The following is a 15,918-nucleotide window of genomic DNA, read 5'->3' on the forward strand; positions in this document are numbered from 1 at the left end:
CAGGTATTGAACAAGGCCGGAGCGCTTATTCGACGCATAGGATTTTCCTGTGTGGCGACCGCACGCAGTAGATTGGCGATCAAACCGGAGGCCGGCGCGCGTCCTGCGCCTTGCGGCCACAGCAGACCCATCTCCCTATAGTAGCGTCCGCCGTTGATGGGCCAGACGACCACATCGTCGGCCTCGCGGATTTCCAGGCGCAGATGCAGGGCTGGCAATAATGCAAGGCCCATGCTCCTACCGGCCATTTTGACCGATCGCATCCAGACTGGTGCCTTCGTAATTGCGCAGGACGTTGGCGCCGACTTCCATGGCGATTGCGGCGACCTGTTTGGCCAACCGGTACTCGGGCGGCAAGGTGGGCAAATTGGCGCCGCGCAGATCGGCCAGGGTGATGAAGGCTTTGGTGCGCAGCGGGTGATCGGCGGCCATAGTGACATGCAGCGGTTCGCGGAACAGCCGTTCACTGTGCAGGCCGCGGCCGGCCACCGGCAGTTGCGCAAGGATCAGACCATGCATGCCGCTGGCCAGACCGCTGACGAGCGCGGTTGGCAAGCTTTCGCGCGCATGCACGCGCAATGCCGGATGTTCGCGGTGCGAACGCCACCATGCCAGGCATCAGGTAGGCACTGAGTGTGGGCGGCGGCGGGTGTCAGCCGGGCGTCATTGATCGATGAACTGCAAGCGCGCCAGTTCTGCATAAAGCCCTCCCTCGGCAACCAGTTGCGCGTGCGTGCCCTGCGCGACGATGCGGCCGGCATCCATCACCACGATGCGGTCGGCCTTGAGCACGGTCGCCAGACGATGCGCGATGACCAGCGTGGTACGCCCCTCCATCAGTCGGTCCAGCGCCTGCTGCACAGCGCGCTCGCTCTGCGCGTCCAGCGCGCTGGTGGCCTCGTCCAGTAACAGGATCGGCGCGTCCTTCAGCAACGCCCGCGCAATCGCCACACGCTGCTGCTGGCCGCCGGACAAGCGGGTGCCGCGCTCGCCGAGTTCGCTGGCGTAGCCTTGGGGCAGGGCGCGGATAAAGATAGCGGCTTCGGCGGCTGCGGCTGCGGCTTCCACCTCGGCGTCGCTCGCTTCCAGCCGCCCGTAGCGGATGTTGTCGGCAGCGCTGGCGGCAAACAGCGCGGGTTGCTGCGGCACCAGTGCGATCCGTTCGCGTAGCAATACCGGGTCGGTGTCGCGCAGATCCACATTGTCGATGCGCACCTTGCCGCTGACCGGATCGTGGAAGCGCAGCAGCATCGACAACACCGTGCTCTTGCCGGCCCCCGATGGGCCAACCAGCGCCACGGTTTCGCCGGGGCGGACATGCAAGTCGAAGCCATCCAGCGCCGGCGCATCGGGACGCTGCGGATAATGGAACACCACCTGATCGAATTGGATTGCACCGCGTAGCGGTTGCGGCAACGGCTGCGGTGTGGCTGGCGCCACGATCGCCGACTGCTCGTCGAGCAAGTCGCCGACCCGGCCCATGCCGCCGGCAGCACGCTGCAATTCATTCCACACCTCGGCCAACGCACCGACCGAGCCACCGCCGATCAAGGCATACAGCACGAACTGGCCCAGCGTGCCGGGCGTCATGCGCCCACCGATCACATCGTGTGCGCCCAGCCACAGCACAGCGACGATTGCGCCGAAGATCAGCATGATCGCCACTGCTGTCACGGTGGCCTGGGTGCGGATACGCAGCTTCGCCGTATCGATCGCTGCGAACAGCGCCTTGTTGAAACGCTGGCTCTCGTAGCGCTCGCGCGCATGCGCCTGCACCGTGCGCACTGCACCCAGTGTTTCGGCTGCCAGCGTATTGGCATCGGCTACGCGATCCTGGCTTGCGCGCGAAATCTTCTGCAGGCGCCGCGCGCCCAGCACGATCGGCAGCACCGCAAGCGGAATGCCGATCAGGGTGAATCCGGCCAGACGTGGACTGGTGACGAACAACATCACCATGCTGCCGATCACGGTCACCGAACTGCGCAACGCCACCGACATGGTGGTACTGATCACCCCGCGCAGCAATTCGCTATCGGCCGACAGGCGCGAGACCAGCTCGCCGCTGCGGCTGCGATCATGAAAGCCGGCATCCAGCCCGATCAGATGCGCATACAGGCGGCCGCGCAGATCGGCAACGACTTTTTCGCCCAGCAATGCGACAAAGTAAAAACGCGCGGCGGTGGCCAGTGCCAGTACCACGGCGACCGCAAACAAAAGTGCGAACGCCTGGTTGATCTGCGAGCCACCAGAGAAGCCGTGGTCGATCATCTGTTTGACCGCTGCCGGAAGGCTCAGCGTGGCGGCGGATGAAATCGCAAGCGCAATCAACCAGGCGGCGAACAGACCGCGCTGGCGTTGTACGAACGGCCAAAGGGTGCGCAGGCTGCCAAGCTTCCTCAACGGGTTGTGGCTAGCAGCGGCTGGCTGATTCATGCAGCTTCCGGTGTTGAGATGTGTACACGATTGCCAGTGGCGTCGCACAGGCGGGTTTTAAAGCCGGCGAGCTGATCTGCAGGCAATTGCACTTGCAATGCAGCAGCGGTCGCGTCGAAATGTTCACCCAGTTTGTCGGCATGGAAGGCAGCAAGCGCCGCGTGCACCAGGCTTAGGTTGTCGAACCGGCATTGCAGCTCGGTCAGCGACAAGGCGATCAATGGCTGCAGTGTTGCCAGCCGCAGCCATTCGGCTGCCGTGCCTGCGTAAGCACGCACCACGCCGCCGACACTGAGCTTGATTCCGCCGTCCCAGCGCGTATCAACCACGACCACACGGTCATCGCCCTGGCCGTCGGCGGCCGCCAGGATCGGCCGGCAAGCGGTGCCGCTGTACTCGCCATCGTCGCTGGCGCGGTCGTCCTGACCAAACCGGGATGACCGGCAATCGTGCGTGGCGCCCGGCACCGACACGCGCTGCACGGTCTCCCGCGTATGCGCGGGATCGTCCAGTGCAGCAGCGTGGGCCAGAAAGCGACTGTGCTTGATGTCCAGGCTATGGTGCGCGTCAGCGGCGAGGGTATCGAGCATCGCCGCCATTCTATGCGAGTCTACGCGAGGCGGTGATGCCGATTGCTGCGGTCACCGTGACTGCCGTTGCAAGCTGGCAGATCAGCGCTGTGTAGGCCGGCTAGATGGCGCGCTCTGCGGCGTGGTGAGTGCGCGATAGGCGCCATGCGCAAGTGCAGTCTGTCGCACAGTCGCAAGGTCGCGCTGTCGTCGGCATCGGTTCGTTGACTATCCAGCATCGCGCAGCCTGTCTGTGTCGTGACATGCCCCGCCGCACGCGGCATCTCAGTGCGGTGATCGTCTCTGAAGTGTGCAACGACTACCGCTTTCTCCGACCACGCCTCACATCGTGGAGTACGCACAGTGATGCAATAGCCGGCATTGGCTGCTGAAAGCACACAACGCTTTAAGAAAGTAGCTGCACGACGCGAAGGTGAAGTCTTGCTGCAGCATCGATGTACGGCTGCTGGTACGCGCCTTACAGGACGCGTGACCCCGCGTAACCCGCAGTGGGGCAGGTAAGCGTTATTCGCCCGGGATTACACCAAAGTGGAACGACGCTTTTCGTCGATCCACTTCGAGGCCTGAGCCGGCGTGTAATGCTGCATCCACCTCAGCATCTGCTCGATATCGGCGCCGTACCACAGGTCGGTGCGCTGATCCGGATGCAGGAAGCGCTCCTCCACCATGCGATCGATCATGCCGATCAGCGGGGCGTAAAAGCGGTCGACATCCAGAAACGCACACGGTTTGTTGCCGATGCCTAGCTGACGCCAGGTCAGCATCTCGAAGATCTCTTCCATCGTGCCGAAACCGCCGGTCAGGGCGACGAATGCATCGGACAGCTCGAACATGCGCATCTTGCGCTCGTGCATGGAGCCGACGATCTCCAGCGTGGTCAGCCCACGATGCGCTACTTCCCAATCGGCCAACTGCTGCGGAATCACTCCGGTGACTTCGCCACCTGCGGCGAGTACCGCATTGGCCACAGTGCCCATCAGCCCGACGTTGCCGCCGCCATAGACCAGCCGCAAGCCTTGCTCTGCGATGCGCTGCCCCAGCGCAGTGGCGCGTTGGGCATAGGCGGGTTTGTCGCCGGCATTGGAACCGCAGTAGACGCAGATGGATTTCTTGGGGGATGGGAATCTGGAGTGGGGGAATCGGGAATGGATTAAAGCAGAAACGGAGGCCGGAACGCATGACGCCGGATCTAGGTACGGCGTCATGCATTGGGAGCTAAGTGATGGGAATGCTCTTACGATTCCCGATTCCCGATTCCCGATCAGTTAGCCTTGTGGATCGCGCGCTTGCTCACCGCCATCGCGGCATCATGGATCGCTTCGGATAGCGTCGGGTGCGCGTGACAGATGCGCGCCAAGTCGTCGGCGGAGCCGTTGAACTCCATCGTCAGCACACCTTCGTGCACCAGCTCGGAAACGCCCACGCCGACCAGATGCATGCCCAGCACGCGATCGGTTTCAGCATCGGCGATGACCTTGACCAAGCCGGCCGGCTCGCCCATGGCAACGGCACGACCGATCGCCGCGAACGGGAAGCTGCCGGACTTGTAGGCGACGCCTTCGGCCTTCAACTGCTGCTCGGTCTTGCCGACCCAGGCAATCTCAGGCTCGGTGTAAATGACCCACGGAATGGTATCGAAGTTGACGTGACCCGGCAGACCGGCGATCAGTTCGGCCACTGCAATACCTTCCTCGAAGCCCTTGTGCGCCAGCATCGGGCCGCGCACACAGTCGCCAATCGCCCACACGCCGTCGACGCCGGTGTGGCAATGCGCGTCCACTTCGATCTGGCCACGCTCGCTGAGCTTGACGCCGGTGCCCTCGGCCAGCACGTTTTTGGTTGCCGCCTTGCGGCCCACGGCGACCAGCAGTTTGTCCACGGTGAGGGTCTGTTCGCCGGCGGCGTCGGTGTAGCTGACCACCACCTGCTTGGCATCGCCGCTGCCGGTGATCTCGGTCTTGCTGACCTTGGCGCCGAGCTTGATGTCCAGGCCCTGCTTCTTGAATTCCTTCAACGCGGTCTTGGCCACTTCCGCATCGGCCAGCGACAGGAAGTCCGGCAACGCTTCGAGGATGGTGACCTCGGCGCCCAGGCGCTTCCACACGCTACCCAGCTCCAGCCCGATCACGCCAGCGCCGATCACCGCCAGACGCTTGGGAACGGCGGTGAAATCCAGGCCGCCGACGTTGTCGACGATGGTGTCGCCATCGAACTTGGCAAACGGCAGCTCGATCGATTCCGAACCCGGTGCCAGCATCACGTTGGTGCCCTTCAGCTCGATCTCGCCGCCTTCGTGCTGGGCAACCCTGACGACGTTGCCCGGCAACAGCTGGCCGAAACCGTAGTACGGGGTGATCTTGTTCGCCTTGAACAGCATCGCGATGCCGCCGGTGAACTGCTTCACGATCTTGTCCTTGCGGCCGATCATGGTGGGCACGTCCATCTTGGCGTCGTTGAAGCTGATGCCGTGGTCGCCGAACAGGTGGCCCATGTTCCAGAACTGGCGCGAGGAATCCAGCAGTGCCTTGGAGGGAATGCAGCCCACGCGCAGGCAGGTACCGCCAAGGGCCGGCTTGCCGTCCTTGCCGATTGCTGCGTCGATGCAGGCAACCTTCATGCCAAGCTGGGCCGCGCGAATCGCTGCGTGATAACCGGCCGGACCGGCACCGATGACGACGACGTCGAATTGTTCTTGTTCGCTCATTCTTCGCTCACGAGATTAGGAATTGGGGATTCTTGAAAAGCAGGATGCCTCGGGACCGGGTCGCTCTCGCCAATCCGCAATCCCGAATCACCAATCCCGGCTTTCATCACAGACCGAACAACATCCGGCCCGGGTTTTCCAGCTGATTCTTGATGTCCACCAGGAACTGCACCGAATCCTTACCGTCGATGATGCGGTGGTCATAGGACAGCGCCAGATACATCATCGGTGCGATCACGACCTGGCCGTTCTCGGCGATCGGGCGCTCCTTGATGGCGTGCATGCCCAGGATGGCGCTTTGCGGCGGGTTGATGATCGGGGTGGACAGCAGCGAGCCGAAAGTGCCGCCGTTGGTCACGGTAAAGGTGCCGCCCTGCAGCTCTTCCAGGCTCAGCTTGCCGTCGCGCGCCTTCCTGGCGTAGTCGGCGATGCCTTGCTCGATCTCGGCGAACGACTGGCGCTCGACGTTACGCAGCACCGGCGTGACTAAGCCCTTCTCGGTCGATACGGCGATGGAGATGTCGCTGTAGCCGTGATATATGATGTCTTCGCCATCGATCGAAGCGTTGACCAGCGGAAAGCGCTGTAATGCATTGGCAGCAGCCTTGACGAAAAAGCTCATGAAGCCGAGCTTGATGCCGTGCGTCTTCTGGAACTCGTCCTGCAGTTCCTTGCGCGCAGCTGAAACCTTGGCAAGGTTGACCTCGTTGAAGGTGGTCAGCATTGCAGTCGAGTTCTTCGACTGCATCAGACGCTCGGCGATGCGCTTGCGCACGCGGGTCATCGCCACGCGCTCTTCAGGACGTGCACCGCCGGCCCTGCCGACGCCGCCATTTTTGGCAAAGTTGACGATGTCTTCCTTGGTCACTGCGCCACGACGGCCGGTGCCTTCGACCTGCGATGGATCCACGCCCTGGGTGATCGCGGAGAAGCGCGCACCCGGGGGTAGGGCATCGGCCGACGACTTGGAAGCGGTCGGCGTAGCGGCAGCAGCTGGTGCTGAAGCCGCGGCTGGCGCAGCAGCGGCAGGCGCCGGTGCACCAGCCTTCTTCTCTTCTTCGGCAGGTGCAGCAGCAGCCACAGCGCCTTCTTCGATGATCGCCAGGATCTGGTTGCTGGTGACCGTGCTGCCGGCTTCGAACCTGATTTCCTTCAGCACGCCGTCGACCGGCGAAGGAACTTCCAACACGACCTTGTCGGTTTCCAGGTCGACCAGATTCTCGTCGCGCTTGACCGCTTCACCAGCCTTCTTGTGCCAGCTGGCGATGGTGGCGTCGGAAACGGATTCGGGCAGTACCGGAACTTTGACTTCGGTGGCCATTCGGGGAGCGTCCTAGGGTGTTCGTTTTTTGGGAAGAGGAGTTATTCAGCGACTTGGTCGTTGAACGGATTGAGTAGCGCATCGGCGACCAGCTTCTGCTGTTCGGTGATGTGGTCGGCCATATGGCCGGCAGCAGGCGAGGGCGAACGGGCACGGCCGGCGTAGTGCAGGCTCTGACCGCTGGACAGGCAGGAGTTCAGATGGTGGCGGATCTGGTACCACGCGCCCTGATTCTGCGGCTCTTCCTGACACCACACCACGTCGGTGGCATTGGCATAAGCCTTGAGTTCGGCGGCCAACTGCGCACGCGGGAACGGATACAGCTGCTCCGCACGAAGAATGGCAACGTCGTCCTGGCCACGCTTGGTCTGGTCTTCGAGCAGGTCGTAATAGACCTTGCCCGAGCACAGCACCACCCGCCTGACCTTTCCGGCATCGGCCTTGGCATCTGGAATCAGATGCTGGAACTCACCGTCGGCCAGTTCTTCCAGGCTCGACACCGCCAGCTTGTGGCGCAACAGCGACTTCGGCGTCATCACCACCAGCGGCTTGCGGGTCGTCATGCGCATCTGACGACGGATCATGTGGAAGCACTGCGCCGGGGTGGTCGGCACGCACACCAGCATGTTTTCCAGCGCGCACAGCTGCAGGAAGCGCTCCAGCCGCGCGGAGCTGTGCTCCGGACCCTGGCCTTCGTAGCCGTGCGGCAGGAACAGCGACAGGCCCGCGATGCGGCCCCACTTGGCTTCGCCAGCGGCGATGAACTGGTCTATCACCACCTGCGCACCATTGGCGAAGTCGCCGAACTGCGCTTCCCATATGCATAGCGCATTCGGGTCGGTGGTGGAGTAGCCGTATTCAAAGCCCACCACCGCTTCTTCGCTGAGCAGCGAATCGATCACGGTGGCGTCTTCCGGGTTCTGCACCAGCTGGCGCAGCGGCAGGTAATAGCTGTCGGTCTTCTGATCGTGCAGGATCGCGTGACGGTGGAAGAACGTGCCACGACCGGCGTCCTGACCAACCAGACGCAGCTTGTGGCCTTCGGCAAGCAAGGTGGCGTAGGCCAGGTTTTCGGCAAAGCCCCAGTCGCCTAGCTGATTGCCGGCGGCCATCTTGACGCGGTCCTCGTAGATCTTGGACACGCGTGCATGCAGCTCGACGCCTTCCGGGATTGTGGTGATCAGCTTGGCCAGACGGTCCAGCTGATCGCGCTTGACGCGCGTGTCTACCGGATTGGCAGGGGTGCCGACCAGATACCTGGACCAATCGATGGCGAATTCGTCCGGCTTGCGCTTGGCTAATTCGGTGGTGTATTCGCCCGAATCGAGCTTGTTGCGGTAGCCGTCGACCAGCGCCCTAGCCTCATCAGCACTCAGCACGCCGTCGCTTTCCAGCTTGGCGGCATAGAGCTCGCGGGTGGTCTTGTGTTTGCGGATGGTCTGATACATCACTGGTTGGGTCGCTGCCGGTTCATCGGCCTCGTTATGGCCCCAACGGCGGTAGCAGACCAGGTCGATGACCACATCTTTCTTGAACTTCTGGCGGAATTCGTACGCCAGCTTGGACACGAACATCACCGCATCCGGGTCGTCGCCGTTCACGTGGAAAACCGGCGCGCCGATCATCTTGGCAACGTCAGTGCAGTACAGCGTGGAACGGGCGTCGTCGCGGGCGCTGGTGGTGAAGCCGATCTGGTTGTTCACCACGATGTGCACGGTGCCGCCAACCGCGAAACCACGTGCCTGCGACATCTGGAACAGCTCCATCACCACGCCCTGGCCAGCGAATGCGGCATCGCCGTGGATCAGGATCGGCAGCACGGTCTTGCGCTCTGCATCCCCGAAACGTTCCTGACGTGAACGCACGCTGCCGACCACGACCGGGTCGACGATTTCCAGGTGCGACGGGTTGAACGCCAGCGCCAGGTGCACCTGCGTGTCGCTACCGACGGCGATGTCGGCCGAGAAGCCCATGTGGTACTTGACGTCGCCGGTGTGCGCGCGGTCGTCGTGGGCGTGCTCGAACTTGCCTTCGAACTCGTCGAACAGCTTGCGCGGGTTCTTGCCCAAGGTATTGACCAGCACGTTGAGGCGGCCGCGGTGGGCCATGCCGATCACGATGTCCTTGACCTGATCGTTGCCGGACTGGCGAATGATCTCGTCCATCATCGGGATCAACGCATCGCCGCCTTCCAGCGAGAAGCGTTTTTGACCGACGTACTTGGTATGCAGGTAGCGCTCCAGGCCTTCGGCGGCGGTGAGCCGCTCTAGCGTGCGCTTGCGGCTGGCAGCGTCGCTGGCGATCTTGCCGCCGGCATCTTCCAGGCGCTTGTAGATCCATTGGCGCTGGTCGAATTCCTGAATATGCATGAACTCTGCGCCGATGGTGCTGGCGTAGGTCGCTTTCAGGCGAGCCAGCAGATCCTTTAGCTTCATCCGCGGCTGACCACCGACACCGCCGGTACTGAACTCGCTGTCCAGATCCGCCTGCGACAGGCTGTGGAACGGTAGATCCAGATCGGGCGGATTGACCGGCGGAGTCAGACCGAGCGGGTCGAGCTGCGCGCCGAGATGACCGCGTGCGCGATAGGCAGTGATCAGACGGCCGACATTGCGCTCGCGCTCGTCACTGGCGCCAGTGCCGGTCCCCGCATTGGTTGCTTGCCTGGAAGCAGTGAGGATGTGGGCAATAGCCGCCGAATGCGGTACATCACCAGCATCGCGACCTTTGAAGCCATCGAAATAGCTCTTCCACTTCGGATCGACACTGTCTGGGGCGACGAGGTACTGCTCGTACAGATCCTCGATATAGGCGGCGTTGCCGCCGGCGAGCTGCGATGACTGCGCGAACTGCTTTAGGAGATTATCCACGATGGTAAGTCGGGTCTGCTGTGGGGATCATTGTGCGGAAGCGGCAGGGCGAGACGCCCTATCGGTCGGTATCAAATCTCGAAAAAGTATACCCCCTTGCGCCAGTTAGCGGGCGTCTGCGAGCTGACCGGCGGAGTAGACCAATTGGCGTCACGCCAATGTGCGAAGGGAGCTGCGGTGTCAGATACCGAGTGCGCGCGGTTCGCTCCAAAGCGCGCTGCGCTCCCATATCTGAGCGAATTCGCGCTCCAGCTGGCGACTGCGCGCCGCGCCGGACAGCCAGGTTTCACCACCGTCAAAGCGATGACCTATTGGACGAAAATAGTAGGCGTCATCGCCCACGACATAGGCCGACGCATGGCTGGTATCGACCGGATCGCTGACCGCACGGAAGCGAAACACGCTGGGTAAACGCTGCGCTAGGCGCAGCATCGCGCTGCTATTGGCGCTCGCGCCTGCGGTGTCCTGCACCAGTACACGCAAGCGTTTGTCGTGGCGGTCGGTGGCGAAGCGGCGCAACGCATCGAGCACTGCGGCGCTGTCGAACAACGGCGGATCCAGTGTGCGGGTATAGATCAGCACCTGGCGACGTGTGGCGCACAGCAGCGCGGTGGTGGCGGCCACGGCCGCGCTCAGGTCGTCTACCGCCATTGGGCCGTCGAGGCGACGGTGCAGGGGGTTCCCAAGTGGATTGCCCGCATCGCGCTCAGTGTGAAATTCGGAAGCGGTATCCGGCAAGAAACCGAGGCGTGCGAACACGGCCTCTGCGTTTGCGTTGACCCGGGCCTGCAGGCTGGGCCAGCCGCGTTGTCGGGCGTTGTCGACGGCAGCTGCAACCAGTTGGTCGGCCAGGCCGCGGCGGCGCCAGTTGGGCAGGACGCCGAGTTTGTCGATGCGGCGATCTGGGGTCAGCCGCACCGAGGCGATCAGCTGGCCGTCCTCGCAGCACGCGGCCAATTGCAAGCTGAGCGGGTCCAGTGCATCCCACTCGGCATCGCCGGTGTTCCCAGCGGTGTCGGTGGTGCAGGCCAGGCGCAGCGCACGCAGAACCTCAGCGTCGGAGGCCGGGTGCAGCGAGACGATCTGCGTCCTGGCTTGGGGGGTCATACGCGTTTGGGAGCCTCGTCGCTGTCGTCTGATGCCTCGTCGTCGGCGATGTCGCTGTCATCGTCCTGCTCTGCGTCGACTGCTTCGGCCGGGCTGTCTGCCGTGTCCGGCACCTCCTCGACGTTGGCCTCGGCGTCGATCTCCTCGTCCGTATCCGGTGTGTCGGTCTCGGCATCGTCGTGGCTTGTCGACAGCCTCAGCGCATGTGCCTGGTCGTCCTCGATGTGCTCGATGTCGTCGTCCGCCTCCTCGTGGGCGCGCTGGTAGTGGCCTTGCGCCAGCAACTCCAGCACGGCCTCGCGGCCGCGCGTAGACAACTGGGCGTATAACGCGCCGTCGACCTCTTCGGCCGCTGCCAGGCGGGCCGCGTCCTTGGTCGATAACGCAAATTCCAGGCCGCTGCAGAACAACGTGGCACCTCGCTTGGCACGACGCCAAGCCAGTCGCGACCACGGATGACGATGCAGCAGCACGCCTTCTTCAAGTGCTTGTTCGACCGCTTCGCGCGGAATCGGCTCCGCTGCCGGCACCACGTCGCCGGAGGCGCGGTAGGTGGTTATGAAGCGGCCGAACCAGTCGCCCAGGCGATCCGGGTCGTTCATGCGCAGCGCGTTGAGCGCTTCGACCACGCGGTTCATCGCGGTAACGTCGATCTCGTACGGATCGGCCGGCACTTTGAGGTCTTCGTCGTGGTAGCGCACGGCCTCGTCGGCGTCGGCGATCAAGGTGTCCAGATAGTCGCCGATCAACTCGGCCGATGACGGCGCGCGGGTGCCGATCGAGAAGGCCAGGCAGGCGTCTTCGGCCACGCCGTGGTGCGGCACCAGCGGCGGCAAATACAGCATGTCACCCGGGCCCAGTACCCAATCGTGGGTGGGCTTGAACTCGCGCAGCAGCTTGAGCTCGACATCGTCGCGGAATGCCAGCGGCGCGGCCTTGCGGCCCAATTGCGCACGCGCATCGACCTGCCAGCGGCGGTGGCCCTGGCCCTGCAGCAGGAACACGTCGTAATGATCGACATGCGCGCCGACCGAGCCGCCGGTCGCGGCGAAGCTGATCATGATGTCGTCGAGGCGCCAGCGCGGCAGGAAGTGGAACCGCTCCAGCAATGCGCGCACATCTGCATCCCATTTGTCCACGTCCTGTACCAATAAGGTCCAATCATGGTCGGGCAGGTCGGGGAAATCGGTTTCCTGGAACGGGCCGGTGCGCACGTTCCAGTTGTCTTTGGCGCGGTCGTGGCTGATCAGTCGCGCCAGCACACCATCTTCGCAAGCCAGGCCGGCCAGGTCTTCGGGCTGCAGCGGCGACTGGAAATCGGGGAACGCATTGCGTATCAGCAGCGGGTACTTGTGCCAGTAATTGCGTAGGAAGCGCTCCACCGGCATGCCCAGCGGCTGGTCGCGCGTGGCATGGATCTCGAAGGGCAGGTGCGCGCGCTTTGGGGCGACAATCTTTTTTGCGGTGGTTTTTTTCATTGCGTCACGGTTCCGACCAGGAAAGCCGGCGCTGCGCGTCCGGCGAAGTGATTGAGGCTAACAATGGAGTGAGCAGGTGTCAGGCGGTTGCAGATGGTGCGCTCAGGATCGCAGCGTACGAGTGATGCAGTGGGCGCAACGCCAAGCCAATCTCCGGACAGTTGGATACAGCACAGTGGTGTGGTTTGCAGTGATGCGGGCCGATTAAATGCCGCGCGCCAGTTGCTCGGCCAGACCGGTGTAAGTGCCCGGGGTCAGCGCACGCAGGCGCTGCTTGTCGGCTTCCGGCAACTGAAGGCTTTCCACGAAGGCCTGCATCGACGCTGCAGTAATGACCTGGCCGCGCGTCAATGCCTTCAATTGCTCGTACGGATTGGGCAGGCCATGACGGCGCATCACCGTCTGCACGGCCTCGGCCAGCACTTCCCATGCCGCATCCAGATCGGCGTCCAGACGCTCGGAGTTGACGGTCAGCTTGCCCAGACCCTTGGCCAGTGAATCCAGTGCGACCTGGGTATGGCCGAACGCGGTGCCCAGCGCGCGCAGCACCGTGGAGTCGGTGAGGTCGCGCTGCCAGCGGCTGATCGGCAATTTGGCGGAAAAATGCTCGAACAGCGCATTAGCGATGCCGAAATTGCCTTCGGCGTTTTCGAAGTCGATCGGGTTGACCTTGTGTGGCATGGTCGAGGAACCGACTTCGCCTTCTTTGAGCTTCTGCCTGAAGTAGCCCAGCGAGATATAGCCCCAGATGTCGCGCGACAGGTCGATCAGGATGGTGTTGGCGCGGCGGGTGGCATCGCCGATTTCGGCCATGTTGTCATGCGGCTCGATCTGGGTGGTGTACGGATTGAACACCAGGCCCAGGCTTTCGACGAAGCGCTGCGCGAACGCCGCCCAGTCCAGCTCCGGATACGACACCAGGTGCGCGTTGTAGTTACCGACCGCGCCATTGACCTTGCCGGTGAGCTCGACCGCGGCGATCTGCTTGCGCTGGCGCTGCAGCCGCGCGACCACGTTGGCGATTTCCTTGCCTAGGGTGGTCGGCGAGGCGGTCTGGCCATGCGTGCGCGACAGCATCGGCTGGGCCGCTTGCGCACGGGCAAGATTGCGCAGCGAGGCAGTGATGCCGTCCAGCGTCGGCAGCAACACCTCGCGGCGGGCCTGTTCCAGCATCAGGCCGTAGCTGAGGTTGTTGATGTCCTCACTGGTGCAGGCGAAATGCACGAATTCCAGCGCCGGACCCAATTCCGCATCGTCTTTGAGCTGCTCCTTGATGAAGTACTCCACCGCTTTGACGTCATGGTTGGTGGTGCGCTCGATCTCCTTGACCCGCGCGGCATGGGTCACGCTGAAGTCGTCGGCCAGCCGGCGCAGGGTCTGCGTGGAGGCGGTCGAGAACGGTGCCAACTCGACGATGCCCGGCTCGGCGGCCAGTGCCAGCAGCCATTCGATCTCGACCTTGACCCGCGCCTTGATCAGTCCGTATTCGGAAAAGATCGGGCGCAGCGCATCCACCTTGGAGGCGTAGCGGCCGTCGAGCGGAGACAGGGCGAGCAGGGCGGAATCCGACATGGGCAGGGCACTGGGAAGCTGGGGGGGTGCATATTCTACGCTGCCTCGGCGCTCGCTTCCCCCAGTTGGCGGACCGTGATCGCCTTGCTGCGGCGCACGGTCAGTGCGTGGCCGTCCAGTTCGAGGGTTTCGCTTTCTTCGGGCAGCCGTTGCTGAATGCGCGTGTGCGGCGTTGTGGATATGTAGCGAAGAAAAGCGCAAGCGGTGCGTTTCTACAGTGAGGGCCGTCGCTCATCGCAGCGTGGTACCTCATATGGATCGAGTGTGAATCTAGCCCACGGCTTGCAACGACATGGTTGCAACGCCGCGAGCGAGTATCGTAGGTGTCCTCGCCAGCGTGGGTACGCCCGTTGCCAGCCACCCATCGCCACGGATCAACAATGTGCGGAGAGTGCAGATGAGCGAACGTTTCAGGACCGAACACGACAGCATGGGCGAATTGCAGGTGCCTGCCGACGCGTTGTGGGGCGCGCAGACCCAGCGTGCCGTGCAGAATTTCCCGGTGTCCGGCCAACCGATGCCGCGTGGGTTTATCTGCGCGCTGGGGTTGATCAAGGCGGCTGCGGCCGGCGTCAACGCCGAGCTTGGGTTGTTGCCGAAATCGATCAGCAAGACGGTGCAGGATGCCGCATTGCAGGTGGCTGACGGTACGCACGATGCGCAGTTTCCGGTCGATGTCTATCAGACCGGTTCGGGCACCTCGTCCAACATGAATGCCAACGAGGTGATCGCAACGCTGGCCACGCGCGCCGGCAAGGATGCAGTGCATCCAAATGATCACGTCAATCTCGGGCAGAGTTCCAACGATGTGGTGCCGACTGCCATCCGCGTGTCTGCATTGCTCGCGGTGCAGGAACAGTTGCAACCGGCGCTCAAGCATCTGCGCAAGACCATCGACAAGCGTGTCAAGAGCCTGGACAAGGTGGTTAAGACAGGTCGCACCCATCTGATGGATGCGATGCCGCTGACATTTGGGCAGGAGTTCGGTACGTGGTCGGCGCAGCTGAGTTCGGCGCAGGATCGCATCGACGATGCGCTCAAGCGCTTGCGGCGGCTGCCACTGGGCGGCACTGCGATCGGTACCGGCATCAATGCCGATCCACGCTTCGGCGGCAAGGTGGCAAAGGCTTTGTCGAGCTTGAGCGGGGGCAAGTTCGAGAGTGCAGAAAACAAGTTCGAAGGCTTGGCCGCTCAGGACGATGCAGTGGAATTGTCCGGCCAACTCAATGCGCTGGCAGTTGCGCTGATCAAAATCGCAAATGACCTGCGCTGGATGAATGCCGGTCCGTTGGCGGGCTTGGGCGAGATCGAATTGCCGGCGTTGCAGCCGGGCAGTTCGATTATGCCAGGCAAGGTCAACCCGGTAATTCCAGAAGCCACCGTGATGGCGTGCGCGCAGGTGATTGGCCACCACACCGCAATCACTGTGGCCGGGCAGACCGGTAACTTTCAGTTGAACGTGACGCTGCCGCTGATTGCCTACAACCTGCTGGATTCGATCACGCTGCTGAGCAATGTCTCGCGCCTGTTGGCAGATACCGCAATTGCCGGCTTGAGGGTGCGTCAGGAGCGCGTACGCGAGGCATTGGATCGCAATCCCATTCTGGTCACCGCGCTGAACCCGATCATCGGCTACGAAAAGGCTGCTGCAATCGCCAAGCGTGCCTACAAAGAGCAGCGCCCGGTGCTGGATGTGGCCATGGAGGACAGCGGGCTCAGCGAAGCCGATCTGCGGCGGTTGCTAGATCCGGCCGCGTTGACCCGTGGTGGGATCCAGGCGGGCGGCGGCGGTGGAGGCGGTGGCTGATCACTGCTTTTGTAGGAGCGCACTGGTGCGCGATGG

10 protein-coding genes and 1 pseudogene are annotated in these 15,918 nt (G+C 63.1%); 1 reads left to right on the top strand and 10 read right to left on the bottom strand.

Annotated elements, in window-relative coordinates; genetic code table 11:
• Positions 1-53 precede the first annotated feature (53 nt).
• The 10 genes and pseudogenes from PD885_RS08525 to purB all read right to left on the bottom strand — a co-directional run.
• Positions 54-640, bottom strand: a pseudogene (locus PD885_RS08525) (LysR substrate-binding domain-containing protein); the annotation flags it as partial.
• A gap of 23 nt (positions 641-663) precedes the next feature.
• On the bottom strand, positions 664-2,433 hold the full coding sequence (locus PD885_RS08530) for an ABC transporter transmembrane domain-containing protein (RefSeq protein ID WP_065975178.1): 1,770 nt from the start codon (positions 2,431-2,433) through the stop codon (positions 664-666).
• The gene (locus PD885_RS08535) at positions 2,430-3,032 is read right to left on the bottom strand and encodes an IMPACT family protein (protein WP_088056803.1); all 603 of its coding nucleotides are present in this window, start codon (positions 3,030-3,032) and stop codon (positions 2,430-2,432) included. The genes PD885_RS08530 and PD885_RS08535 overlap by 4 nt, the downstream gene beginning before the upstream one ends.
• Positions 3,033-3,541: 509 nt before the next feature.
• Positions 3,542-4,174, bottom strand: a complete 633-nt coding sequence (locus PD885_RS08540; RefSeq protein ID WP_052032106.1) for an LOG family protein — start codon at positions 4,172-4,174, stop codon at positions 3,542-3,544.
• Positions 4,175-4,284: 110 nt separating this feature from the next.
• Entirely contained in the window at positions 4,285-5,727 is a 1,443-nt protein-coding gene (gene lpdA / locus PD885_RS08545) for a dihydrolipoyl dehydrogenase (RefSeq protein ID WP_002804379.1), read from the bottom strand.
• 106 nt (positions 5,728-5,833) lie between these two features.
• Complete coding sequence (gene sucB / locus PD885_RS08550) at positions 5,834-7,048, bottom strand: dihydrolipoyllysine-residue succinyltransferase (protein WP_002804380.1); 1,215 nt, start codon at positions 7,046-7,048, stop codon at positions 5,834-5,836.
• A gap of 41 nt (positions 7,049-7,089) precedes the next feature.
• Positions 7,090-9,918 (bottom strand): 2-oxoglutarate dehydrogenase E1 component, encoded by a 2,829-nt coding sequence (locus PD885_RS08555; protein ID WP_002804381.1) that lies wholly within the window; start codon positions 9,916-9,918, stop codon positions 7,090-7,092.
• Positions 9,919-10,098: 180 nt separating this feature from the next.
• Positions 10,099-11,025, bottom strand: a complete 927-nt coding sequence (locus PD885_RS08560; RefSeq protein WP_002804383.1) for a GNAT family N-acetyltransferase — start codon at positions 11,023-11,025, stop codon at positions 10,099-10,101.
• Positions 11,022-12,503, bottom strand: coding sequence for a ribosomal protein uL16 3-hydroxylase (locus PD885_RS08565; RefSeq protein ID WP_002804386.1), 1,482 nt, complete (start codon positions 12,501-12,503; stop codon positions 11,022-11,024). The genes PD885_RS08560 and PD885_RS08565 overlap by 4 nt, the downstream gene beginning before the upstream one ends.
• Before the next feature lie 204 nt (positions 12,504-12,707).
• Positions 12,708-14,075: an adenylosuccinate lyase gene (purB, locus tag PD885_RS08570; RefSeq protein WP_088056804.1), complete on the bottom strand. Its 1,368-nt coding sequence runs from the start codon at positions 14,073-14,075 to the stop codon at positions 12,708-12,710.
• A 397-nt stretch (positions 14,076-14,472) separates the two neighbouring features.
• On the opposite strand from purB, the gene PD885_RS08575 reads away from it, so the two are divergent.
• Complete coding sequence (locus PD885_RS08575; RefSeq protein ID WP_002804390.1) at positions 14,473-15,882, top strand: class II fumarate hydratase; 1,410 nt, start codon at positions 14,473-14,475, stop codon at positions 15,880-15,882.
• Positions 15,883-15,918 lie beyond the last annotated feature (36 nt).

This window comes from Xanthomonas fragariae (assembly GCF_900183975.1).
GTDB lineage: Bacteria > Pseudomonadota > Gammaproteobacteria > Xanthomonadales > Xanthomonadaceae > Xanthomonas > Xanthomonas fragariae.

Bases quoted from the DNA above. Each gene is read 5' to 3' on its own strand.
- sucB (WP_002804380.1), bottom strand. From the start codon at position 7,048: ATGGCCACCGAAGTCAAAGTTCCGGTACTGCCCGAATCCGTTTCCGAC.
- PD885_RS08565 (WP_002804386.1), bottom strand. From the start codon at position 12,503: ATGAAAAAAACCACCGCAAAAAAGATTGTCGCCCCAAAGCGCGCGCAC.
- PD885_RS08530 (WP_065975178.1), bottom strand. From the start codon at position 2,433: ATGAATCAGCCAGCCGCTGCTAGCCACAACCCGTTGAGGAAGCTTGGC.
- PD885_RS08535 (WP_088056803.1), bottom strand. From the start codon at position 3,032: ATGGCGGCGATGCTCGATACCCTCGCCGCTGACGCGCACCATAGCCTG.
- purB (WP_088056804.1), bottom strand. From the start codon at position 14,075: ATGTCGGATTCCGCCCTGCTCGCCCTGTCTCCGCTCGACGGCCGCTAC.
- lpdA (WP_002804379.1), bottom strand. From the start codon at position 5,727: ATGAGCGAACAAGAACAATTCGACGTCGTCGTCATCGGTGCCGGTCCG.
- PD885_RS08575 (WP_002804390.1), top strand. From the start codon at position 14,473: ATGAGCGAACGTTTCAGGACCGAACACGACAGCATGGGCGAATTGCAG.
- PD885_RS08560 (WP_002804383.1), bottom strand. From the start codon at position 11,025: ATGACCCCCCAAGCCAGGACGCAGATCGTCTCGCTGCACCCGGCCTCC.